Here is a 23,378-nt window from a genome sequence, read left to right on the forward strand (position 1 = left end):
GGCACGGCGCGTCGGCGGGGATCGGCACACTCACGTGTCTTCCTCGGTCCTACGGACCACTCGAGCCCTGACCGTACGGCTCGCGGACGGGCACGCGCCTGGGTGCGCACGACAAAGGCCCCGCGGCCTGACGGCCGCGGGGCCTTTGTCCAACATGGGGGTTGTGGAGATGGCGGGAATCGAACCCGCGTCCAACGGTGCAGAAGTAGGGCTTCTCCGAGCGCATTCCGCTGCGCTTTTCTCGGCCCCGGAGATCACACGGACAAGTCTCCGACGGGCTCAGTCACTGTTTGATTTCCCTCTATCCCCCGTGACCGGAGTTAGAGGTTTAGATCCCTAATTGACGCCAGGATCCGGACCGGGACCACTTCCGGGCTGACGCTCCTCACAGAGGCTTCAGCTCACTGTTATTAGGCAGCGAGGGTGAAGCGGGAGTTATCGCTCTTGGAGTTGGCGATTATTGTTTGCGACATATGGTTAACGAGATCATTGCCGCTTCCTCGGCTCGCTTCCCCTACATCGACATCCGCTGTCGAAACCGATCATCCCCATGTTTCACGCTGTTCAGTTATGAGATCCAGCCGGCGCTCTCCATGCGTCCCGACCGATCGGCACCACCCGCGAGCGCGTGGTGCTGACGCCATCCTACGCGACGTGGACCACACTCTGCCAGGAGATTAAAGCTGGCCGCGTTCCTTCCGCTTGACGGCCGAGATCACCCGGTTCGTCTCGCGCGTGTCCTGCTTCTCCCGCAGGGACTGCCGCTTGTCGTACTCCTTCTTGCCCTTCGCCAGCGCGATCTCGATCTTCGCCCGGCCGTCCTTGAAGTACAGGACGAGCGGCACGATCGTGTTGCCCGTCTCCCCCGTCTTCGACTCCAGCTTGTCGATCTCCTCGCGGTGCAGGAGGAGCTTGCGCTTGCGCCGGGCGCTGTGGTTGGTCCACGTGCCCTGGCTGTACTCCGGCACGTGCACGTTGTACAGCCAGGCCTCGCCGCTCTCCACCGAGACGAAGCCGTCCACCAGCGAGGCCCGGCCCTGGCGCAGGGACTTGACCTCGGTACCCGTGAGCACGAGACCGCACTCGTAGGTGTCGATGATCGTGTAGTCGTGCCGCGCCTTCTTGTTCTGGGCGATCAGCTTGCGCCCTGTTTCCTTAGCCATAGTGCGGTCATTTTCGCACTACGGACCCACCCCGATGCCACTCAATACCGTGCGGGCCCGTTCCTCGACCCCGTCCGCCGCCGCCAGGTCCGGGGTGATGCCCCCGCCGTCCAGGCTGCGGCCCGCCGGAGTGCGGTACGTGCCCACCGTCAGCTCCGCCACCGATCCGTCGGGGAGCTCCGTCGGCATCTGGACCGAGCCCTTGCCGAAGGTGCGGGTGCCCACCGCCACCGCGCGGCCCCGGTCCTGGAGGGCTCCGGTCACCAGCTCGGCCGCGCTCATCGTGCCGCCGTCGATCAGCGCCACCAGCGGCCGCGCCGTGTCACCGCCCGGCGTGGCGTAGAGGGCGCGCTGCGCGCCCCGCACGTCGTACGTCGCCACCAGCCCGCCGTCCAGGAATGCGGAGGCGGCCGTGACGGCCTCGGTGACCAGACCCCCCGTGTTGCCGCGCAGGTCGAGCATGACCCCTCCGCCGGGCGGGGCGGCGCGGACGGCGGAGCGGACCCGGTCGCCGGAGCCCTTGGTGAAGGAGGCGACCTTGATGACGGTGATGCCGCCGGGCAGTACCCGTACCGTCACGGGATCGCTGCGCAGTTCCTCGCGGCGCACCGTCTCGGTGAGGTCGGTGGCGCCGCGCGTCAGGTTCAGGACCACGGGGGTGCCTGCCGCGCCGCGCAGCAGGGCCACCACCTCGGGGACCCGCAGCCCGGTGACGCCCTGGCCGTCGATGCTCAGCAGCCGGTCCCCGGCGCGCAGCCCGGCCCGGGCGGCGGGGCCGCCGGGCTGGACCCGGTCGACCTCGATGCGGCCGTCGCGCAGCCGGCCGGCCCACAGGCCCACGCCGGTCCAGTGGCCGTCCAGGTCGTCGGCGAACGCCTCGTACTCACTGTGGTCGTAGACGGTGCCCCAGCGGTCCCCGCTGCGGCTGACCACCTCCTGGGCCGCCGATTTCGCGGACTTGCCCTCGGCCACGGCCTCGGCGGCCGCCCGGGCCACCGCTTCCCGGTCGGCCGTGCCCGCCTCGCGGGGTGGCCGCGCGTGCGGCCCGGGCGCGGCGGACGCCGTACGGGCCAGGAGGGCGGAGGAGCCGGCGTGGCCGGGGCCCCAGCTGCCGGTGCACGCTCCGGCGCCGACGGCCGCGAGGAAGACCAACGTCAAAACGGCCCCGCGACGCAGGTCGCGGGGCCGGAGACAGAAGGCGGGGATACGCGGCAGGCGCAGCATGGCGCCGAGTCTAGGACAAGCCCCGCCGCGGTACGGATGGTTGGCCGTACCGCTCGCGGGGCGCTTGTCACACCTTCAGGTACTTGCGCAACGCGATGAAGGCGGCGAGCGAGGGCATCAGCACACCGATGACCAGCACCAGCGGCAGCTTGGTCAGGACCGAGTCCCAGCCGATGAAGTTGATCAGCTCCATCTTGTCGCGCAGCGCGGCGCCGTGATCGATCACGAAGTACTGGCCGGCGCCCAGCATGCCGCAGGCGAGCAGGGCCCCGATGAGGCCGGCGAAGGCGGCCTCCATGATGAACGGCACCTGGATGTAGAAGCTGGACGCGCCCACCAGCCGCATGATGCCGGTCTCGCGCCGCCGGCTGAAGGCGGAGACGCGCACCGTGTTGACGATCAGCAGCAGCGCCACGACGAGCATGATCAGCATGATGCCGAGGGCGGCCAGGTTGAGGTAGCCGAGGAGTCTGAAGAGGTTGTCCAGGACGGTGCGCTGGTCCTCGACCGACTGGACTCCGTCGCGCCCGGAGAAGGAGGTCGTGATGACCTTGTACTTCTCCGGCTGCTTGAGCTTCACCCGGAAGGACTCGGGCATCTGGTCCGGGGTGATGGAGGCCGCCAGGGCGGTGTGCCCGAACTGCTCCTTGTAGTGCTTGAAGGCCTCGTCGGAGGACTCGTACGAGACGCTCTCGACGAGGTCCATGCCCTTGAGTTCCTTCTCCAGGGCCTGCTTCTGCTCCGGCGTCACCGCCCCCTTGGAACAGGACGCGCCGTTGGTCGCCTCGGCGTCGTTCTTGTTGCAGAGGTAGATCGAGACATTGACCTTGTCGTACCAGTAGCCCTTCATCTTGCTCACCTGGTCGCGCATGAGCAGGGAACCGCCGAACAGGGCCAGCGACAGGGACACGGAGATGATGACCGCGAAGGTCATGGTCAGATTGCGGCGGAGACCGACCCCGATCTCCGACATGACGAACTGGGCGCGCATCGCGTCTCAGGGCCTTTCAGTGCTGGTAGCCGTAGACGCCGCGCGACTGGTCGCGGACGAGACGGCCCTGCTCGAGTTCGATGACGCGCTTGCGCATCTGGTCGACGATCTGCTGGTCGTGGGTCGCCATGATCACGGTGGTGCCGGTCCGGTTGATCCGGTCCAGCAGCTTCATGATCCCGACGGAGGTCTGGGGGTCCAGGTTGCCGGTCGGTTCATCCGCGATCAGCAGCGCCGGCCGGTTGACGAAGGCACGGGCGATGGCCACGCGCTGCTGCTCGCCGCCGGAGAGCTCGCCGGGCATCCGGTCCTCCTTGCCGCCGAGGCCGACGAGCTCGAGGACCTGGGGAACGGCCTTCTTGATCTCGCCGCGCGGCCTGCCGATGACCTCCTGGGCGAAGGCCACGTTGTCGGCCACGGACTTGTTGGGCAGGAGCCGGAAGTCCTGGAAGACGGTCCCCAGCTGGCGCCGCATGTGCGGAACCTTCCAGTTGGAGAGTCGGGCGAGGTCCTTGCCCAGCACGTGCACCTGGCCGTGGCTCGCCCGCTCCTCACGCAGGATGAGCCGCATGAAGGTGGACTTGCCGGAGCCGGAGGAGCCGACCAGGAAGACGAACTCGCCCTTCGCGATGTCCAGGGAGACATCTCTGAGTGCGGGACGGCTCTGCTTCGGGTAGGACTTGGAGACGTTGTCGAATCGGATCACGGGTGCACCACGGTCGCCGGGAGTAGGTGTGCGTGACCATACGCGAACCGGCGCGAGGTGTGGGCCCGGCGTCCGGAGTTGCCCGATATATCCCCTGGTCCGGAGGCGCCCGACCGCGATTGCACGGACGGGCCGCGCCGAATGCCGCCGGAGCTGGCACAGTGGTAGGGGAACCGACCGGTTCCCGCTGCCGTTGTAACCGAGGGGACGAAAGGAGGAGCGCATGACATATGACCGGCTCGTGTGCGCGAACTGCGCCGCACCTGTCAGCCAGGGCCGCTGCCGGGTGTGCCGGGCGAACCGGGAGCGCCTCCAGCAGGAGGGCCCCTTTTCCGGCGGCCTGAACCCCGTGGCGCTCATCGCGCTGCTGGTGATCCTGGTGGCCGCACTGGCCCTGGTGGCTCAGCAGACGGCGTAGCCCTTCGGCCGCCGCGTCCCGATCAGAGCCATGACGTGAGGGCCCGGACACCTGCTCGGTGTCCGGGCCCTCACGTCGCTGCCGAAGCGCCCTGGGGCGCCGCTGAAGCGCTTACGCGGTCTGTTCCTGCTGCTTGCGCCAGCGGATCCCGGCCTCCAGGAAGCCGTCGATCTCGCCGTCGAGCACCGCCTGCGGGTTACCGACCTCGAACTCCGTCCGCAGGTCCTTGACCATCTGGTACGGGTGCAGGACGTAGGAGCGCATCTGGTTGCCCCAGGAGCTTCCGCCGTCCTTGAGGGCGTCCATCTTGTCCTTCTCCTCCTGGCGGCGCCGCTCGAGCAGCTTGGCCTGGAGGACGTTCATCGCGCTGGCCTTGTTCTGGATCTGCGAGCGCTCGTTCTGGCAGGAGACCACGATGCCGGTCGGCAGGTGCGTGATGCGCACCGCCGAGTCGGTCGTGTTGACGCCCTGGCCGCCGGGGCCGGAGGCGCGGTACACGTCGACGCGCAGCTCGGTCTCGTCGATCTCCACGTGGTCGCTGGTCTCGACGACCGGGAGCACCTCGACGCCCGCGAAGGAGGTCTGGCGCCGGCCCTGGTTGTCGAAGGGCGAGATCCGGACCAGGCGGTGGGTGCCCTGCTCGACGGAGAGGGTGCCGTAGGCGTACGGGGCCTTGACCACGAAGGTGGTCGACTTGATGCCGGCCTCTTCCGCGTACGAGGTCTCGTAGATCTCCGTCGGGTAGCCGTGACGCTCGGCCCAGCGCAGGTACATGCGCTGCAGGCGCTCGGCGAAGTCGGAGGCGTCCACGCCGCCGGCCTCGGCGCGGATGTTGACCAGCGCCTCGCGCTCGGCGTACTCGCCGGAGAGCAGGGTGCGGACCTCCATCTCGTCCAGCGCCTTGCGTACGGAGACCAGCTCGGTCTCCGCCTCCGCGAGGGTGTCCGCGTCGTCCATCTCCTGGGCGAGCTCGAACAGCACCGCGAGATCGTCGATGCGCCCGCGCAGGTTCTCGGTCTTGCGGACCTCCGCCTGGAGGTGCGAAAGCTTGCTAGTGATCTTCTGAGCGGCGTCCGGGTCGTCCCACAGGGACGGCGCGGCGGCCTGCTCCTCGAGCACGGCGATATCTGCCCTCAGCTTGTCGAGGTCCAGGACGGCCTCGATCGACCCCATGGTCGAGGAGAGGGACTTCAGCTCTTCGGAAACATCGACGACTGCCACGGGTCCAGCGTAGCCGGTCCCCGGGGGCCGCTCTCCGGCCAGGCCGGATCACCCGTTCTAATGACGGCCCGTACGGGCGTACGCTCACGATATGACCGTCTTCCTCGTCAAGCGCCGCCATGTGGACCACATGCGTGTCACGACGACCAGCTGTCTGCCGCCGGACCTGCCCCAAGCCTGATCCACCCCGATCCGACTTGGTCCTGTACGCGGCCCCTCGCGGCCCCGGCTCCAACCCTGCCGGCGGCCCCTCCCCAGCCGCGGCCCCCGCCACCCCTGGGGACAGGACCCCGTGACATCCGAAACGGAGCCGTCATGCCGTCCGCGCACCCTTCTTCCACTACTTCTGCCGCCCCTTCCGCTCCCCCTTCTGCTTCCGCTTCCGCTTCCGCTTCTGCTTCCACTTCCGCGTCGTCGGCGCACTCCCTTCCGGTCCTGGACCTGTCCCAGGCCGACGATCCGGCGCTGCGCGACTCCTTCCGCGAGAAACTCCACGCGGCCGCCCGGGACAGCGGATTCCTGCACCTCACCGGGCACGGGGTCACCGCCGCGGAGACCGCCCGCATCCTGGAACTGACCCGGGCCTTCTTCGCGCTCCCGGAGGCCGACCGGCTGGCCGTGAGCAATCTGAACTCCCCCCACTTCCGGGGTTACACCCGCATCGGGCACGAGCTGACCGGCGGCGCCTCCGACTGGCGCGACCAGCTGGACGTGGGCGCGGAGCGGTCGGCGCCGGCGGTGGGGCCGGACGACCCGGCGTACCTGTGGCTGGAGGGCCCCAACCAGTGGCCGGCGGCGCTCCCGGAGCTGCGTACGGCGGTCCTGGAGTGGCAGTCCCGGCTGGCGGCGGTGGCCCACCGCCTGCTGCAGGAGCTGCTCGCCTCGATCGGGGCCCCCGCCGACTTCTTCGACGCGGCCTTCGCGGACCGACCCCACCTGCACACGAAGCTGATCCGCTACCCCGGGTCCGCGCCCACCGGCACCGATCAGGGGGTCGGGGCCCACAAGGACTACGGCTTCCTGACCCTCCTCCTCCAGGACTCGGTCGGCGGGCTCCAGGTGGTCCGTGACGGGGCCTACCTGGACGTGCCGCCGATGCCGGGCGCGTTCGTGGTCAACCTGGGCGAGCTGCTGGAGATCGCGACGGAGGGGTACCTGACGGCCACCGACCACCGGGTGGTCAGCCCGCAGGGGGCGGTGGAGCGCTACTCGGTGCCGTTCTTCTACAACCCGCGGCTGGACGCCGTCATCGAGACGGTCCCGGGCGAATACCTGCGCTCGGCGCCGGGGATAGCCCACGACGCGTCGAACCCGCTGCACGCGGAGTACGGCCGCAACGAGCTGAAGGGCTGGGTCCGCGCCCACCCCGCGGTCGCGCGGCGCTGGCACCCGGAGCTGGTGGAGGCGTAGCCCCTGCCGTGGGGGTGGGGCGGGTCCCGGCGGGTGGGGCGGGTCCCGGCGGGTGGGGCGGGCCTCCCCCGCGGGGCTGGACACATCCGGCCCCGCAGGGCGGCCCGGGCTACGGAGTCGCCGGACCGGACTGCTTGCTGTCCTGCGGGGGCGGCGGGGAGTCCGAGGACACCGCCAGCCAGCCGCCGATCCCGACCGCGGCGGCCAGCGCGACGGCAGCGGCGGACAGCGCCAGCCTCCGCTTGCGCACCGTCTCCGCCCGGTGCCGCGCGGACCCCGGCCGGTGCCCGCCGGCCGGACGCGGCACCCGGGCCGTGCCCAGCGCACCGCCCGCCAGCTCGTCCGGCCCCGGCACCCGCATCGAGGTGTGGGTGTCCCGGTTGGAGTCCGTGGAGGATCCCGGCACCAGCGGAACCACGCCCCGCCGCCGCACCGGATCGGCGACGGCCTCCGGTTCCGGGAAGTCCGCCTGCTCCGGCTCGTCCGGCTCGTCCACGTCCAGCGGCGGCATGCCCGCCAGCAGCGGCAGCAGGTCCCGCAGCCGCAGGGAGAGTTCCGAGGCCCGCAGCCGCGAAGCGGGGGCCTTGGCCAGGCACTGGACGATCAGCTGCCACAGCTCGTCGGGGATACCGGGCAGCGGGACGACCGTCTCCGTCACGTGGCGCCGTAGGACCGCCCCGGGATGACCGCCGCCGAACGGCGTGAAACCCGCCAGCAGTTCGTACAGCACGGTGGCCAGGGCGTAGATGTCCACGGCCGCGCGCGGCGGCAGGCCCTCCACGATCTCCGGCGCCAGGTAGTCGGGCGTGCCGATGATCCGGGTGGTGGGCGCCGACGCCCGCCCGCCGGTGGACCGCCGCGGAGAGTCGATGAGCTTGGCCACCCCGAAGTCGGTGAGCAGCGCCGGGTGCGCGCCGCCCGGCCCGAGGGGGCCCTGCATGTCGAGCAGGACGTTCTCCGGTTTGACGTCCCGGTGCACGACCCCGGCCGCGTGCGCCGCGGCCAGCGCGTCCGCGACGTCCGCGACGATCGCGACGGCCGCCTCGGGGGCGAGCCGCCGCTCGCGGTCGAGGCGCGTACGAAGATCCGTACCGCGGACGAGGTCCATGACGAGGGCGAGGTCGTTGCCGTCCACGACGAGGTCGCGGACGCAGACGACGTGCGGGTGCTCCAGTCCGAGCAGCGCGCTGCGCTCCTGGACGAACCGTCCGACGAGTTCCTGGTCGGACGCGAGGTCCTCGCGCAGCAGTTTGACGGCGACGGGCCCGTCAGGCCCCTCGCCCAGCCACACCGTGCCCGCGCTGCCGCGCCCCAGGATCTGGTGCGCGGTGTACCGGCTGCCGATCTTCCGTGCCACAACTGCTCCCTCAGCGGCTGGCGTACGCACCAAAGCTACGCGGCCGGGTGGGGGTTGGAGCCCACGGATCGCGGCGACCTTCACTTCTGCGGGCGAAATCACGTCCCAGAAGTCGACAAATCCATGAAGTCAGCGCTAAGGGGCCCGGTTCGGCCCGGTTCAGCCCGCTCAGGGGTTCGTACCGCCCGTCGAGTCGCCGATCGTGCTCACCCAGTCCACGGCGTCGGAGCCCCAGGTCCACACCTGGTCCCACCAGCCCCTGCCGGTGCCGACCCACTCCTGGAGCGGGGTCAGCTCCCAGATCAGCCAGCCGGCGACGAAGAACACCAGGATCATCACCAGGCAGCCCTTGAGGCAGCCCAGACCGGGGATCCGGACCGGGTTCGCGCTGCGGCGCGGTTCCCGGGGCTCGCGCTGGGGCGGCTGCTGACGCGGCGGCGGTCCCTGCGGGGGCTGCTGCTGGGGCTGGCGGTACTGGGGCTGCCCCTGCGGCTGCTGGTACTGCTGGGGGTGGTGCTGCTGTGGCTGGTAGTGCTGCGGCGGAGGCGGCGGAGCGTACTGCTGCTGCTGGTACTGCTGCGGCGGCGGCCCCTGGCGGTACGGCGGCTGCTGCTGGGGCTGCTGGCCTCGCTGGGGCTGCGGCTGCTGGCCTCGCGGAGGCTGCTGCGGCTGCTGGTACTGCTGCTGCGGCGGGGCCTGCCGCTGCGGACGGCGGCGCAGCGGGTCCTCGCTCGGGTCGAGGTACTGCATCTGCGTCTGCTCGTTGCGGTCGCGGGCCGCCTGCATCTGCGACTGCCACGGGTGCGGCTGGTCCGGCCGCTGCACGGGCGGCATCACGGAGGTCGGGTCCGCGCCCGGACCGCCGCCTCCCGGGGCGCCGGTGCTCGGCAGCACGGAGGTGGCGTCCGCCGCGCCGACCGGCGGGAGCACGCTGGTCATGCCGTTGGGGTCGTAGGCCCCCAGCGGGGAGACCCCGGCGCTCCCGGGCAGCACCTGCGTCGCCTCGCCGGCGCCCGGGGTCGCGGGGACCGGCGCGGGCGAGGGGTCGGGCGCGAGGAGCGCGCCGACGCCGAGCGCGGCCTCGACCTCGGCGACCGTGGAGTGCACGCCGATGCCGGAGGCGACGACGCGCAGGCCGCGCGCCAGGCTCTCCGCGCTCGGGCGCTCGTAGGGCTCCTTGCGCATGCAGCGCTCGATGACCGTCCACAGCGGCTCGGGCACGTTGGGCGGGCGCTGCGGGTCTTCGCTGAGGTGGCGGTGCAGGACCTCCAGCGCGCTGCCGCCGGCGAAGGGCGGGCGGCCGGTGAGGAGCTCGTAGAGCAGGATGCCGGCACCGTAGATGTCGACGGCGGAGGTCTGCGGGCGGCCCTCCGCGGACTCGGGGGCGACGTAGGCCGGGGTGCCGACGAACTCGTGCGTCCGCGTCAGGCCCGGTGAGTCGGCCAGGCGCGCGATGCCGAAGTCGGTCAGCATCGGCTTCATCTGGCCGTCGCGCTCGTCGAGCAGGACGTTGGCGGGCTTCAGGTCGCGGTGGACCACGCCGTCGGCGTGGCTGGCGGCGAGCGCGTCCGCGATCTGGGCGGTCAGCAGGCTCGCGGCGACCGGCGTGAAGGGGCCGTTCTCGCGGAGGTACTTGTGCAGGTCCGGACCGTCGATGAGGTCCATGACGAGCGCGAGCAGATCGCCCTCGACCACGAGGTCGCGGGTGCGGACGATGTTGGGGTGGGTCAGGCGCAGCAGGACGGAACGCTCGCGCAGGAAGCGCATGACGATGTCCGCGTCCTGGGCCAGCTCCTCCTTGAGGACCTTGATGGCCACGGTCTCGCCGGGGTGGCCGGCCACGGCCGCCTCCGCGCCGGCGGCCTCCCTCTGGCGGGCGCGCCAGACGGTGCCCGTGGCGCCGCGTCCGAGCGGCTCCTCGAGCAGGTACTTGCTGCCGACTGGCCGCACGTCGCGCGCTCCCTGCTGTAGTCGATGGTCGATTTCGGCGAACGGCCCGGCTCACGATCCGGCTGATTCGGCGAACGATCCGGCGAAGGGTTTTCCGGCCCACTCTAGGGGTTGTCCTGAGGGAAGACGCGGGGCGTGGATGGTTGGTTGCCGCACATATGCGCGAAGGGTGATGTTTGTGGTGTATGCCAGGGGCGATTTTCCTCCGCCGGATGTCGATATCCGATCGACCCGCAGGCCGGTCCGCTGCCGATCCGGTGCCGATACCGTGCCGGTCCGCGATCGATCAAGATCACTTGTTGGTGGGTGGCGGGCGCGTCGCGGACGACAGGTGCGAGGATGCACCCGTACGGAACGGCCGGGACGGGAGCCCCGCCTTCCGGGCAGACCTGACCGGACGACGCGTCCGTGCCGGGTGGGGGTGGGCGGACAGGCATGTCATGTCGTGCGAACGACGTGTGACATGTCCCGCAGGTCCCTGCCGGGCGCCCACACCGCGCACCGCGCAGAAGGGACCGCTGACGGCGATGCAGATCCGGCTGACCGTCCTTGGGTCGGGGTCGCGCAGCGGCCACCAGACCGCCACCGCGACCACCACCGGCGGGGGCTCGCCTGCGAGCTGTGACGTACTGGTCACAGCGCCCGCCGGTACCGCGCTGTCCGCGGTGGCCTCCGGGCTGGCGGCGACCGTCGGCGGACCCGACACCGGAGGCACGGTCGTGCTGTACGCCGGTACGGAGCGGCTCGACCCCGCGCGGTGCGCGCTCGGTGAGCCACCGCTCGTGGACGGCGCGGTCCTGTCGCTGAACGTGCCCGGCCCCGACCTCCAGGCCGACGCCGAGACCGGGGACGGCCCACAGCTGCACGTCGTGGCCGGGCCGGACGCGGGTGGCGTGCACCTGCTGCACCCGGGGGCGATCCGGATCGGGCGCTCCGCGGACGCGGACGTACCGCTGGACGACCCGGACGTCTCGCGCCTGCACTGCACCGTGACGGTGCTCCCTGACGGGCGGGTGGCGGTGGCCGACCTCGGGTCGACGAACGGTACGACGCTCGACGGCGCGGTGGTCGGCACGGAGCGGGTGGCGCTCGCGCCGGGGGCACTGCTCCGGGTCGGCGAATCCACCCTCCGCCTGGCCGTGGGCCCGGCCCCCGCCCCCGTCCCGGTCACCCCCGACCTTGAGGGCCACCTCTCCCTCACCCTCCCGGGCACCCACCCCGAAGACGGCGCCCCCGGGCCCGCGGTCCCGGGCGGAGCCCGCAGCGGCGCCACGCCCGGGGCGCAACCCGGCGGAGCCCGGAGCGGGTCCACCTCCGGCGCACACCCCAGTGGCAGCACTCCCGGCGGCCCCTGGAGCGGGTCTACGCCGGCCACCCCGCCCGGGGCGCACCCCGGCGGCGGGGCCTCCGGCGGAGTCTGGAGCGGCGCCACCTCCGGGGCGCGCCCCGACGCGGGCCACGAGTCCGCGGCTTCGGCGGGCGGAGCCTGGGGGGGCGGCGAGCCGAGGGGGCAGTTCCCCCACCCCGCCCCTTCCCGAAACGGGGGCTCCGCCCCCGACCCCGTCAGGCCCGGCGCGGAGCCCGGTGGCAGGGCCGCCGGCCCGGGCGGCCCCGCACCCGCCGCCGTGGGCCGGGACGGCACCGTCGACCCGGCCCACGGCGGCCGGCCCGCCGCCCCGCCCGCCGGAGCCGACTGGGGCGGGCCCGACACCGGGCAGCACAGCGGAGCCGGCTGGGGCAGCCCCGACACCGGCCAGTACGGCACCAGCGGAACCGGGTGGCCCACCGCCGCCGGCGGCGAACTGCACGGCGGCGGCGCGACCGGGCAGCCCGCGGCCGGTCCCGCCGGTCCCGGCTCCGGCTCCGGCGCCGGCCCCGCCGAGGCCCGGCCCGCGGGGCGGCGGGGGATCGGGGCGTGGGCGCGGAAGTGGGTACGGGGGGTCGAGGAGGCCGAGGTCGAGGAGGTGGTGGCCGGGGCCGCGGCCGCCGTCGCCGTGCGGCCCGGCCCGGACGATCCCGCGGCCCTGCTGCTCGCCGCCCTCGGGCCGGCCCCGCGGCTGTGGGCCGGGCCCGCCGGGCTCGACGTCACGCTCGGCGCCGGCAGCGAGGTCGCGCTCCGCGAGACCGGCGCGCTCGGCATCGCCGGGCCGCGGGCCAGGCTGACCGGCGTGGCCCGGTCGGTGATCGCGCAGCTCGCCGCCCTGCACGCCCCCGGCCAGCGCCTGGAGATCGTGCTGGTCGCCGCCGACCGGGCCCGCCCGATCGCCGAACGCCGCCGCGACTGGGGCTGGCTCGGCTGGCTGCCCCACGTACGGCCCGCGCACGGGCAGGACTGCCGGCTGCTGCTCGCGTACGACCGCGATCAGGCGGCCGCCCGCGCCGGTGAGCTGACCCGCCGCCTCGACGACGGCCCCCTCGGAACCCACTGGGCCGCCGCCCCCGCGGAGGCCGTCCGCGAGGCCTCGTACGCCTACCGCGGCCCGTACACCCTCCTCGTCCTCGACGGTGACCCCGGGTCCGGCGCGCTCCGGGACGTCACGGGCCGGCTCGCCAGCCACGGTCCGGCCGCCGGGATCCACGTGCTGGTCCTCGCCGACGCGCCGGCCGCGACCCCCGCCTCCCCCGTCACCGAGACGTACGAGGAGGCCTGCGCGGCCGCGCCCGCCTTCCGCGACTGCGCCGCGGCCGCCCTGCTCAGCGGCGACGTGGCCACGACCGTACGGACCTTCGCGGTCTCGGGAGGCCGGCCGGCCGGGTCCGGCGATACGGCCACCGCGGACGCCGTGTCGGCGGCCTGGGCGGAGCGGTTCGCCCGCGCCCTGGCCCCACTCAAGGCCGACTCCCCCGCCGCGGAGGGTGGTTACCGGCCCGCCGCGGCGAACCTGCCCCAGACCGCCCGGCTCCTGGACGAGTTGGGGCTGGCCCGGGCCACCCCGGCCTCGCTGATGGCCCGTTGGGCCGCCGCCACCGACCAGGGGCAGCGCGTCGGCGGTCTCGCGGAGATCGTGCTCGGCACCGGCCGGCGCGGGCCGGTGGGCGCCGAACTCGTCACCGACGGGCCGCACGTGCTGATCGAGGGGCCCGCCGGCAGCGGCCGTACCGAGCTGCTCCGTTCGGTCGCCGCCTCGCTGTCCGCCGCCGCCCGGCCCGACCGGCTGGGCCTGGTCCTGCTCGACGGGGCCGGCGGCGAACGCGGTGACGGGCTGCTGCCCTGCACCGAGCTGCCGCACGTCTCGGCCCACCTGGTCGCCTCCGACCCGCTGCGCATGCGGGAGTTCGCGCAGGCCCTGGGCGCCGAGCTGAAGCGGCGGGCCGAGCTCCTGGACGGAGTGCCGTTCTCCGAGTGGCACGCGCTGCGCGAGGTCTCCGACCGGATGGTCTCGCCCCGCCAGCCCACCCCCGGTGAGCTGCGCGGGGACATCGACCCCCAGCGTTCCGGCACTCTGCGGCTGCGCCCCTCGGCCACCCGCACCGACCCGGCGGCCGGGCCCAGCCCGCTGCCCCGCCTCGTCGTGCTGGTGGACGACTTCGACGCGCTGGTCGCGCCGGGCCTGGGCAGCACGGGCCGGCCCGCCGCCGGTTCGGTGGTCCGCGCGCTGGAGGCGGTGGCCCGCGAGGGTGCGCGGCTCGGTGTGCACCTGGTGGCCACCAGCGCCCGCCCGGACCGGACGGCCGACACCGAACTGGCCCGGCTCACGACCCTGCGCGTGGAGCTCGACGCTCCCGACCAGCCGGGTCCGGGGCGCGGCGTGCTCCGGTACGCCGACGGCCGCACGGTCCCCTTCCAGGGCGGCCGGGTGACCGGCCGGATCCCCCGGACGGCGACGCTGCGGCCGACGGTGGTGCCGGTGGAGTGGGAGCGGATGGGTGATCCGCCGGCCCGCCGACCGGTCCGCGAGCTGGGCAACGGCCCGACCGACCTCGCCCTGCTGGCCAGCGCCCTGGACCGGGCCTCGCACCTGGTGTCGGCGGTACCGGTGCTGTTCCCGCCGGCCCCCTGAGCGGTGCTCGTCCACCCGGTGGAACGCCGCGAGGCGCTATTGCGGGGGTGCGCGGGTCGGCGTAGACCTTGTGGCACGGGACACACCATCGCCAGCGAGGCATCGGGGGCACCGCCATGCGCAAGCACGGAACGAGCCGCACGAGGACGCTTGAGGGACGCCGCACGAACACGTTCGCGGGACGCCGCACCAAGGCGCTCACGGGGCACCGGGCCTGGGCCGCCCTCGCCGCCGCCGGCGCGCTGGCTCTCAGCGGGTGCGGCAGCGACCCCAAGCAGCCGACCAAGCCGGCCGACGGCCCCAGCCCGGCCGCCGCCACGGTCGTATTACCCCGCCTCGACGGCGAGAAGCTGGAGGTCGCCGCCGTCTGGACGGGCCAGGAGCAGGCGAACTTCGTCAAGGTGCTGAAGGAGTTCGAGCGGCGGACCGGCGCCACGGTCACTTTCGTCCCGGCGCAGGACCCGATCGTCACCTTCCTCGGTTCGAAGATCGCGGGCGGCGCCCCACCGGACGTGGCGCTGCTCCCCCAGGTGGGGGCGCTGGTGTCGGCGGTGAAGAACAAGTGGGCGCAGCCGGTCGGCACCGAGGCCCAGGCCCAGCTCGACAAGAACTACTCGAACGGCTGGAAATCGCTGGGCGCGGTCGACGGCGCCCAGTACGGCGTGTACTACAAGGCCGCCAACAAATCGCTCATCTGGTACAACGCGAAGGCCTTCGAGGCGGCGGGCGTGACGCCCCCCAAGACCTGGAAGGAGCTCGTCACCGCGGCCGACACCCTGTCCGCGTCCGGGACCCCGGCGGTCTCGGTGGCCGGCGCCGACGGCTGGACCCTGACGGACTGGTTCGAGAACGTCTATCTCTCGCAGGCGGGCCCGGAGAAGTACGACCAGCTCGCCAAGCACCAGCTCAAGTGGACGGACGACAGCGTCAAGCAGGCGCTGACCACGCTCGCCGAGCTGTTCGGGCGGGCGGACTTCCTGGCGGGCGGCCAGAGCGGGGCGCTGGCGACGGAGTTCCCGAAGTCGGTGACGCAGACCTTCACCGGCGGTGACCGGCCGGCGGCCGCGATGGTCTACGAGGGCGACTTCGTGGCGGTGAACATCGCGCAGACGCAGGCCAAGTTGGGCACGGACGCCCTGGTCTTCCCCTTCCCGTCGGTCGGCGCGAAGCCCCCGGTGGTCTCGGGCGGTGACGTGGCGGTCGCGCTGAAGGCCTCGAAGGGCGCGCAGGCGCTGCTGACCTTCCTGGCCTCGGCCGATTCGGCGCGGATCCAGGCCGCCGAGGGCGGGTTCCTCTCCCCGAACAAGTCGGTCGAGCCGAGCGCGTACCCGAACGACATCCAGCGCGGCATGGCCCAGGCCCTGATCGCGGCGGGCGACGACTTCCGCTTCGACATGTCGGACCAGGCGCCGGCCGCCTTCGGCGGGACCCCGGGCGCCGGCGAGTGGAAGGCGCTCCAGGACTTCCTGGCGAACCCGTCGGACGTGGCGGGGACACAGGCGAGGCTGGAGGCGGACGCGGCCAAGGCCTACGGGAACTGACCCGTGGCCACCCCCGGGCCCTCCTCGGCCGCCTCTTCCGCCTCCGCCTCCTCTTCCGCCTCCTTTTCCTCCTCCACCTCCGCTTCCGAGACCGCCCGCGCGGGTGCACCCACCACCCCCCGCGGCGCCCCGAAGCGCAAGGAGACCCGGCGGCGCCGCCTGACCGCCGCGGCCTTCCTCCTGCCCTCCCTCGTCCTGCTCGGCGCGCTGGTGGTTCACCCCATCGGCTACTCGCTCTACCGCAGCTTCTTCGACCGCTCCGGCGGGACCTTCGTGGGCGCCGGGAACTACCGGGAGATCCTGAGCGACCGCACGATCCGCACGGCCCTGGGGAACACCGCGATCTGGGTGGTGGTGGCCCCGGTCACCGCCACCGTGCTCGGCCTGCTCTTCGCGGTGCTGACCGAACGGGTGCGCTGGGGAACGGCGTTCAAGCTGATCGTGTTCATGCCGATGGCGATCTCGATGCTCGCGGCGGGCATCATCTTCCGGCTCGTCTACGACGCCGACCCCGACCGGGGCGTGGCGAACGCCGTCTGGGTCGGCGTCCACGACACCTTCGCCGCGTCCTCCGCCTTCCCCAAGGCCCGCCCCGGCCGGGACTCCCCGCTGCTCCCGGCCGACGGGGGCGCGTTCGTGACCCGCGATCCGGTACGGGCGGGCGTGCCCGCGCTGCTCCCGCTGGTCGGTATCGCCCCGGAGTCCCTGCCCGCGGGCACGGGAACGGCGAAGCCGGCCGCGGCCGAGCCCGGCCGGGTCACCGGGACGGCCTGGCAGGACTTCACCCGGGGCGGAGGCGGCCGTACGAACGCGGTCGACCCCACCGAGTCAGGGCTCGCGGGGCTGCGCATCGAGGCGGTGAAGGACGGCCGGGTGGTCGACTCCGCGACGGCCCGCGCCGACGGCACCTTCTCCCTCTCCGCGAAGGCCGACGGGGCGCTGCTGCGCCTGCCCGCCTCGAACTTCCGGGAGGCGTACGGGGGCGTGGAGTGGCTCGGCCCGGCGCTGGTGACCCCGGCGGTGATCGGGGCCTACGTGTGGATGTGGGCCGGGTTCGCGATGGTGCTGATCGGGGCCGGGCTGGCCGCCGTGCCGCGCGAGCTGCTGGAGGCGGCGCGGGTGGACGGGGCGAACGAGTGGCAAGTGTTGCGGCGGATCACCGTGCCGCTGCTGGCGCCCGTCCTGGCCGTCGTGATGGTCACCCTCGTCATCAACGTCATGAAGGTCTTCGACCTGGTCTTCGTGATCGCTCCCGGCGCGGTCCAGGACGACGCCAACGTCCTGGCCCTCCAGCTGTACCGGACCTCCTTCGGCGCGGACGCCGATCCGGGGCTGGGCAGCGCCATCGCGGTGCTGCTGCTGGTGCTGGTGGTCCCGGTCATGGCCTACAACATCCGCCGGATGCGCCGGGAGGCCCGCCGATGAGCACGACGTCGCACACAACGCCGCACACGACGCCGCACCCGCCGCCGCGTACGTCGCCGAGCGCCCGGTCCCTCGCCTCCCGGGCGGCCGGCGGGGCGCTCCGCGTCTTCCTGCTCCTGGCGGGCCTGTTCTGGCTGCTGCCCACACTCGGGCTGCTGATCTCCTCCTTCCTGTCGCCCACCGCCCTGAACGAGGGCGGCTGGTGGCGGGCGCTGACCGAGCCGTCCCGGCTGACGGCCGACAACTACGAGCGGCTGCTGGCCAACGACACCATCACGGGCTCGCTCCTCAACACGGCCGCCATCGCCGTGCCCGCGACCCTGCTGGTCCTGGCGCTGGGCTCGTTCGCCGGATACGCCTTCGCCTGGCTGGAGTTCCCCGGCCGGGACTGGCTGTTCCTGATCGTGGTCGGGCTGCTCGTGGTCCCCGTCCAGGTGGCGCTGATCCCCGTCTCCGAACTCTTCGGTTCCATCGGCCTGTTCGAGACGACGGCGGGGGTGGTCCTCTTCCACACCGCCTTCGGGCTGCCGTTCGCCGTGTTCCTGCTGCGCAACTTCTTCGCGGAGATCCCGCGCGAGCTGCTGGAGGCGGCCCGGCTGGACGGGGCGGGCGAACTGCGCCTGTTCACCCGGGTGGTGCTGCCACTGGGCGGTCCGGCGATCGCCTCGCTCGGCATCTTCCAGTTCCTGTGGGTGTGGAACGACATGCTGGTCGCGCTGGTCTTCGCGGACTCGACGCACCCGCCGGTCACGGTCGCACTCCAGCAGCAGGTGCGGCAGTTCGGGAACAACATCGACGTGCTGGCGCCCGGCGCGTTCCTGTCGATGGTGGTCCCGCTCGTCGTCTTCTTCGCCTTCCAGCGGCAGTTCGTCTCGGGGGTCATGGCGGGAGCTATCAAGTAACCCGGTTCGATCATGCGGTTGACGTGCCGAGTTGACGCTGAGTAACCCGAATGCCGCACCGTGCGTAACCCGATCACCACGCCGGAGGTTCCTGGGCAATATGCCCGCGCCGACCCCTGGATGTGCCGTGCCCCGGTTCAGCGTCATCGTGCCCGCGTACAAGGTCCAGGCGTACCTCCAGGAGAGTCTGGACTCGGTCCTGACGCAGTCGTACCCGGATCTCGAACTGATCGTGGTCGACGACGCCTCCCCGGACGCCTGCGGTTCGATCATCGACGACTACGCCGCCCGGGACCCCCGGGTGACCGCCGTGCACCTGGCGCACAACCTCGGCCTGGGGCCGGCCCGCAACGCGGGCCTGTCCCAGGCCACGGGCGACTACCTGATCTTCCTCGACGGGGACGACGCCCTCGCCCCGGGCGCCCTGCAGGCCATCACCGACCGGCTGAAGGCCACCGGCTCCCCGGACGTCCTCGTCTACGACTACGCGCGCACCTTCTGGACCGGCGAGCTGGTCCGCAACAGCCTCTCCCACCGCCTCTCCGAGGAGGGCCCGGCCAGCTTCCGCCTCGCCGACCGCCCCTCCCTGCTGGGCATGCTGATGGTGGTGTGGAACAAGACGTACCGCCGCGAGTACGTGGAGCGCGAGGGCCTCACCTTCCCGCCGGGCTTCTACGAGGACACCCCCTGGACCTATCCCGCGCTCCTCGCGGCGGAGTCCGTGGCCGTCCTGGACCGGGTGTGCGTCCACTACCGCCAGCGCCGCACCGGCTCGATCCTGACCACCACCAGCCGACGCCACCTCGACATCTTCGACCAGTACGACCGGGTCTTCGGCTACCTCGCCACCCGGCCCGAGCTGGAGCGCTGGCGGCCCGCCGTGCACCGGCGGATGGCCGAGCACTTCTGCACCCTGTACGCGGACCCGCGCCGCCTCCCGCGCGCCGCCCGCGCCGAGTTCTTCACCCGGGCCTCGGCCCTGCTGCGCCGTTACCGCGTCGCCGGCCCCCGTCCCCTGTCCCTCACCCGCACCGACCGCACCCGACACCTCCTGATGCGGCTCGGCACGCGGCGCACGTACCGCCTGCTGTCCCTCCTGCGCTCGGCCGCCCTCACGGCCCGCCGGGCGGGGGTCACGCTGTGGCGGGGGCTGCGCGAAACGGCCCTGCGCCTGCACTACCGCGTGCAGCGGCTGCTGCCGCTCCGCCCGGAGCTGGCGGTCTTCTCCGCGTACTGGCACGGCGGTTACGCCTGCAACCCGGCGGCGATCGAGGCCAAGCTGCGCGAACTCGCCCCACGCATGCGGACGGCCTGGATCTGCGACCCCGCCCACGCCTCGACCCTCCCGCGCGAGACGACCGCGCTGCGCCCGGGCTCTGCGGCGTACTGGACGGCCCTGGCCCGCGCCACGTACCTCGTCACGAACGTCAACTTCGAGCGCACGCTGGTCAAACGACCGGGCCAGATCCTGCTCCAGACCCAGCACGGCACGCCGCTCAAGCGGGTCGGACTCGACCTCCAGGACCGCCCGGCGGCCACCCCGACCACGGACTTCGCGGGCCTGCTGCGCGGCGCCGACCAGTGGGACTACCTACTGTCCGCGAACCGCCACTCCACCCTGGTCTGGGAGAAGGCGGTCCCGTCCTCGTACACGACGCTCGAGTACGGCTACCCGCGCAACGACGTGTTCCACCGGGCCACCCAGGCGGACGTCCTCGAGCTGCGCGAACGCCTCGGCATCCCGCCGGGCTCCACGGCGATCCTGTACGCGCCGACCCACCGCGACTACCGGCGCAGCCGCCCGGCCCACCTGGACTTCGAACGCATCCTGCGCGACCTGGGCCCCCGCTTCACGATCCTGACCCGCACCCACCTCACCTACGCGGGCTCGGCCGCCCCCGACCCGCACCCCCGCCTGCTGGACGTCTCCTCCCACCCCTCGGTGGAGGAACTCTGCCTGGCCTCGGACGCGCTGGTGACGGACTACTCCTCGCTGATGTTCGACTACGCCTCGCTGGACCGGCCGATCGTGATCCACGCGGACGACTGGGAGGCGTACGAGGCCTCCCGCGGCACGTACTTCGACCTGCGCGGGTTCCCTCCGGGTGCGGTCGCGCGCACCGAGGACGAGCTGGTGGACATCTTCGCCACCGGCCACTGGCAGGGCTCGCGCTCGGCGCAGCTGCGCGCGTCCTTCCGGACCCGCTTCTGCACGCACGACGACGGCCAGGCGGCCGAGCGGGTGGTCCGCCGGGTCTTCCTGAGCCAGCCCGCGCCCCCGGTGGTCCCCCTGGAGGACCGCCGCCCCACCCCCGCGGCCCCCTCCACCACCCCGGAACCCACCCTGGCCCACCTCACGGCGGGCCGCTGGCCGTAACCCGGCCCCCCGCCTCAAGCGCCTGCGCCGGCTGGTTCCGGCCGGCGTGAGCCCCGGACCACCCGCACCCCCCACCGGACGCCCACGCCAGGCGGCGGCACGCCGCCCAGGCGCCGACGGACGGGGTCCGGCGCAGCGGCGCGAGGGCCAAGAAGCGCGCCGGCGCCGAGCGGCGCGAGGGGCCGCGTCGAAAGGGCAGCGTCAGGAAGCGGCCGGCCCGGCCGTCAGGCCCGCGACCACCGACCGCGCGAGGTCGTCCAGGTAGCCGCCGGTCACGGCGTCACGGACGACCACCTGCCGCCAGTACAGCGGCCCGATCGCCAGGTCGAGCGCCCGCCCCGCATCCACCCCCACCGGCAGTTCGCCCCGCTCCACCGCCTCCGAGATGATCCCCTCGGCCATCCGCCGCTGCCCTTCCAGCAGCGCCCCCCGCACGGCCTCCGCGATCTCCGGGTTCCGCGCGGCCTCGACCAGTAGGTCGGGGATCACCGCCGATGCCACCGGATGCCGCAGCACATGTGACATCACCTCCAGCAGGGCCCGTACGTCCCCGTACAGCGTCCCCGTCGCCGGGACCGGCAGGCCGTCCACCGCGAAGGCACCCACCAGGTCCAGCACCAGGTGCAGCTTCGACTTCCACCGGCGGTACACGGCCGTCTTCCCCACGCCCGCCCGCCGCGCGATCCCCTCGATCGACATCCGCGCGAACCCGACGGTGGCCAGCTCCTCGACCACGGCCGCCCGGATCGCCTCGGTCACGTCCTGGCGCAGGACGGCCGCCCCGGCGGGTGCTCTGCGGGCTGCGGGGGCGGCGGCGGTCGGGGCAGCAGGATCGGTCGTCATGGGCAGAGCATATCCGCGCGACGACGATACGGTTGCGTTCCGACGCTCAACGACCTAACCTCCACGTAGCGACGATACGGACCCGTCCCATCGCCAGCGACGCCCTGACCCCGTCGAAAGCGACCCTCGTGACAGTGACCACCGCGCACCCGGCTCCCGCCCCGGCGAAGGACGGGCCCAAGGCCTCGGACCCCATCGCCGAACTGGCGGCGGCCCACGACCTGACCCTCAGCGGCGCCCGCCCCTCGCTCCCCCAGTACATCGCTCAGCTCTGGGGCCGGCGCCACTTCGTCACCGCGTACGCGACCGCCCGGATGCACGCCCAGTACAGCGAGGCCAGCCTCGGACAGGTCTGGCACCTGGTGACCCCGCTGCTCAACGCGGCCGTCTACTACTTCATCTTCGGCATCGTCATGCACGCCAGCCACGGCGTGCCCGACTACCTGCCGTTCCTGATCACCGGCGTCTTCGTCTGGGACTTCATCGGGAGCTCCATCAACGCCTCCACCCGGGCCGTCCAGGGCAACCTCGGGCTGGTGCGCGCCCTGCACTTCCCGCGCGCCTCGCTGCCCCTGTCGACCGTCGTCCAGCTCTTCCAGCAGCTGCTCGTCACCATGGGCGCGCTGATCATCCTGCTGTTCGTCTTCGGCCAGACACCCACCCTGAACTGGCTGTTCGTCTTCCCCACCCTCCTGCTCATGGCCGCCTTCTGCGCCGGCTGCGCCATGATCATGGCCCGGATCGGGGCGAAGCACCCCGACATCAGCCAGCTGATGCCGTTCGTCCTGCGGACCTGGATGTACGCCTCGGGCGTCATGTGGTCCATCGACTCGATGCTCAAGACGGACCACCTGCCGCACTGGGTCTCGATGGCCCTCAAGCTCAACCCCGCGGCCGTCTACATCGACCTGATGCGCTTCGCGCTCATCGGCTCGTACAAGGCGAGCCAGCTCCCGCACCACGTCTGGCTGATCGCACTGGGCTGGGCCCTGCTCGCCGGCGTCGGCGGTTTCATTTTCTTCTGGAAGGCAGAGGAGGAGTACGGCCGTGGCTGACACCGCAACCCGTGTCCCGACCGTCATCGCGGACGATGTGCACGTGATCTACAAGGTGCACGGATCCGGCGGCCGCAAGGGTGGCGCCACCGCCGCCCTGAGCCGGATGTTCTCCCGCAAGCCCGCCCCCGGCATCCGTGAGGTCCACGCCGTCAAGGGCGTCAGCTTCACCGCGTACAAGGGCGAGGCCATCGGCCTGATCGGCACCAACGGCTCGGGCAAGTCCACCCTGCTGTCGGCCATCGCCGGGCTCCAGCCCGTCGCGCGCGGCCGGATCTTCTCGCACGGCCAGCCGTCACTGCTCGGGGTGAACGCCGCCCTGATGAACGACCTGACCGGTGAGCGCAACGTGGTACTCGGCGGCCTCGCGATGGGCATGTCCAAGCAGCAGATCCGCGAGCGCTACCAGGGCATCGTCGACTTCTCCGGGATCAACGAGAAGGGCGACTTCATCTCGCTCCCGATGCGGACGTACTCCTCCGGCATGGGCGCCCGGCTGCGCTTCTCCATCGCCGCCGCCAAGGACCACGACGTCCTGATGATCGACGAGGCGCTGGCCACCGGCGACGCCGCCTTCCAGCGGCGCAGCCAGGCCCGCATCGAGGAGCTGCGCGAGCAGGCCGGTACGGTCTTCCTCGTCAGCCACGGCATCGGCACGGTCCGCGAGACCTGCGACCGCGCGATCTGGCTGGAGTCGGGCGTCCTGCGCATGGACGGCCCCTCCAAGGAGGTCTGCGACGCGTACGAGGCCTTCACCAACAGCCGCTGACCCGGCCCCGCCGATCCCACGCTCG

General features: G+C 72.7%; 17 protein-coding genes and 1 other RNA gene. 9 read left to right on the forward strand and 9 right to left on the reverse strand.

Annotated features, from left to right (window positions below):
• Positions 1-161: 161 nt before the first annotated feature.
• The 5 genes from ssrA to ftsE form a co-directional block, all read right to left on the reverse strand.
• Positions 162-550, reverse strand: a transfer-messenger RNA (tmRNA) gene (ssrA, locus tag OG389_RS14800).
• 127 nt (positions 551-677) lie between these two features.
• The gene (smpB, locus tag OG389_RS14805) at positions 678-1,163 is read right to left on the reverse strand and encodes an SsrA-binding protein SmpB (RefSeq protein ID WP_267758828.1); all 486 of its coding nucleotides are present in this window, start codon (positions 1,161-1,163) and stop codon (positions 678-680) included.
• An 18-nt stretch (positions 1,164-1,181) separates the two neighbouring features.
• Positions 1,182-2,387, reverse strand: coding sequence for a S41 family peptidase (locus tag OG389_RS14810; protein WP_328298949.1), 1,206 nt, complete (start codon positions 2,385-2,387; stop codon positions 1,182-1,184).
• A 67-nt stretch (positions 2,388-2,454) separates the two neighbouring features.
• Positions 2,455-3,378, reverse strand: coding sequence for a permease-like cell division protein FtsX (ftsX, locus tag OG389_RS14815; protein WP_328298950.1), 924 nt, complete (start codon positions 3,376-3,378; stop codon positions 2,455-2,457).
• A 16-nt stretch (positions 3,379-3,394) separates the two neighbouring features.
• Complete coding sequence (gene ftsE / locus OG389_RS14820; RefSeq protein WP_214953925.1) at positions 3,395-4,084, reverse strand: cell division ATP-binding protein FtsE; 690 nt, start codon at positions 4,082-4,084, stop codon at positions 3,395-3,397.
• Between the two features lie 223 nt (positions 4,085-4,307).
• Between ftsE and OG389_RS14825 the strand changes: the two genes are divergently transcribed.
• On the forward strand, positions 4,308-4,502 hold the full coding sequence (locus OG389_RS14825; RefSeq protein ID WP_328298951.1) for a hypothetical protein: 195 nt from the start codon (positions 4,308-4,310) through the stop codon (positions 4,500-4,502).
• Positions 4,503-4,613: 111 nt separating this feature from the next.
• On the opposite strand, the gene prfB is transcribed toward OG389_RS14825, so the two are convergent.
• Entirely contained in the window at positions 4,614-5,723 is a 1,110-nt protein-coding gene (gene prfB, locus OG389_RS14830) for a peptide chain release factor 2 (RefSeq protein WP_328298952.1), read from the reverse strand.
• A 315-nt stretch (positions 5,724-6,038) separates the two neighbouring features.
• Here prfB and OG389_RS14835 point away from each other — a divergent pair, with 315 nt between their 5' ends.
• Entirely contained in the window at positions 6,039-7,133 is a 1,095-nt protein-coding gene (locus OG389_RS14835) for an isopenicillin N synthase family dioxygenase (RefSeq protein WP_328298953.1), read from the forward strand.
• Positions 7,134-7,242: 109 nt separating this feature from the next.
• Here the strand turns inward: OG389_RS14835 and OG389_RS14840 are convergent, their stop codons facing one another.
• Positions 7,243-8,490, reverse strand: coding sequence for a serine/threonine-protein kinase (locus tag OG389_RS14840; protein WP_328298954.1), 1,248 nt, complete (start codon positions 8,488-8,490; stop codon positions 7,243-7,245).
• A gap of 168 nt (positions 8,491-8,658) precedes the next feature.
• Positions 8,659-10,440, reverse strand: a complete 1,782-nt coding sequence (locus OG389_RS14845) for a serine/threonine-protein kinase (RefSeq protein WP_328298955.1) — start codon at positions 10,438-10,440, stop codon at positions 8,659-8,661.
• Positions 10,441-10,967: 527 nt separating this feature from the next.
• Between OG389_RS14845 and OG389_RS14850 the strand changes: the two genes are divergently transcribed.
• From OG389_RS14850 to OG389_RS14870, 5 genes are all read left to right on the forward strand, one after another.
• Entirely contained in the window at positions 10,968-14,441 is a 3,474-nt protein-coding gene (locus OG389_RS14850) for an FHA domain-containing protein (protein ID WP_328298956.1), read from the forward strand.
• A gap of 116 nt (positions 14,442-14,557) precedes the next feature.
• A complete protein-coding gene (locus OG389_RS14855; protein WP_328298957.1) occupies positions 14,558-15,982 on the forward strand; it encodes an ABC transporter substrate-binding protein in 1,425 nt (474 codons plus the stop codon).
• A gap of 159 nt (positions 15,983-16,141) precedes the next feature.
• Positions 16,142-17,407, forward strand: coding sequence for a carbohydrate ABC transporter permease (locus tag OG389_RS14860; protein WP_328303789.1), 1,266 nt, complete (start codon positions 16,142-16,144; stop codon positions 17,405-17,407).
• Positions 17,404-18,309 (forward strand): carbohydrate ABC transporter permease, encoded by a 906-nt coding sequence (locus tag OG389_RS14865; RefSeq protein ID WP_328298958.1) that lies wholly within the window; start codon positions 17,404-17,406, stop codon positions 18,307-18,309. The genes OG389_RS14860 and OG389_RS14865 overlap by 4 nt, the downstream gene beginning before the upstream one ends.
• Positions 18,310-18,436: 127 nt before the next feature.
• Positions 18,437-20,686 (forward strand): bifunctional glycosyltransferase/CDP-glycerol:glycerophosphate glycerophosphotransferase, encoded by a 2,250-nt coding sequence (locus OG389_RS14870; protein ID WP_328298959.1) that lies wholly within the window; start codon positions 18,437-18,439, stop codon positions 20,684-20,686.
• Positions 20,687-20,887: 201 nt separating this feature from the next.
• On the opposite strand, the gene OG389_RS14875 is transcribed toward OG389_RS14870, so the two are convergent.
• Positions 20,888-21,529, reverse strand: coding sequence for a TetR/AcrR family transcriptional regulator (locus OG389_RS14875; RefSeq protein ID WP_328298960.1), 642 nt, complete (start codon positions 21,527-21,529; stop codon positions 20,888-20,890).
• 134 nt (positions 21,530-21,663) lie between these two features.
• On the opposite strand from OG389_RS14875, the gene OG389_RS14880 reads away from it, so the two are divergent.
• Together OG389_RS14880 and OG389_RS14885 are read left to right on the forward strand one after the other, a co-directional pair.
• Entirely contained in the window at positions 21,664-22,584 is a 921-nt protein-coding gene (locus OG389_RS14880; protein WP_328298961.1) for an ABC transporter permease, read from the forward strand.
• A complete protein-coding gene (locus OG389_RS14885; protein WP_328298962.1) occupies positions 22,577-23,353 on the forward strand; it encodes an ABC transporter ATP-binding protein in 777 nt (258 codons plus the stop codon). Before OG389_RS14880 ends, OG389_RS14885 begins: the two co-directional genes overlap by 8 nt.
• Positions 23,354-23,378 lie beyond the last annotated feature (25 nt).

This window comes from Streptomyces sp. NBC_00435, assembly GCF_036014235.1.
Lineage (GTDB): Bacteria > Actinomycetota > Actinomycetes > Streptomycetales > Streptomycetaceae > Streptomyces.

Bases quoted from the DNA above. Each gene is read 5' to 3' on its own strand.
- smpB (WP_267758828.1), bottom strand. From the start codon at position 1,163: ATGGCTAAGGAAACAGGGCGCAAGCTGATCGCCCAGAACAAGAAGGCG.
- OG389_RS14810 (WP_328298949.1), bottom strand. From the start codon at position 2,387: ATGCTGCGCCTGCCGCGTATCCCCGCCTTCTGTCTCCGGCCCCGCGAC.
- ftsX (WP_328298950.1), bottom strand. From the start codon at position 3,378: ATGCGCGCCCAGTTCGTCATGTCGGAGATCGGGGTCGGTCTCCGCCGC.
- OG389_RS14825 (WP_328298951.1), top strand. From the start codon at position 4,308: ATGACATATGACCGGCTCGTGTGCGCGAACTGCGCCGCACCTGTCAGC.
- OG389_RS14835 (WP_328298953.1), top strand. From the start codon at position 6,039: ATGCCGTCCGCGCACCCTTCTTCCACTACTTCTGCCGCCCCTTCCGCT.
- OG389_RS14850 (WP_328298956.1), top strand. From the start codon at position 10,968: ATGCAGATCCGGCTGACCGTCCTTGGGTCGGGGTCGCGCAGCGGCCAC.
- OG389_RS14855 (WP_328298957.1), top strand. From the start codon at position 14,558: ATGCGCAAGCACGGAACGAGCCGCACGAGGACGCTTGAGGGACGCCGC.
- OG389_RS14865 (WP_328298958.1), top strand. From the start codon at position 17,404: ATGAGCACGACGTCGCACACAACGCCGCACACGACGCCGCACCCGCCG.
- OG389_RS14875 (WP_328298960.1), bottom strand. From the start codon at position 21,529: ATGACGACCGATCCTGCTGCCCCGACCGCCGCCGCCCCCGCAGCCCGC.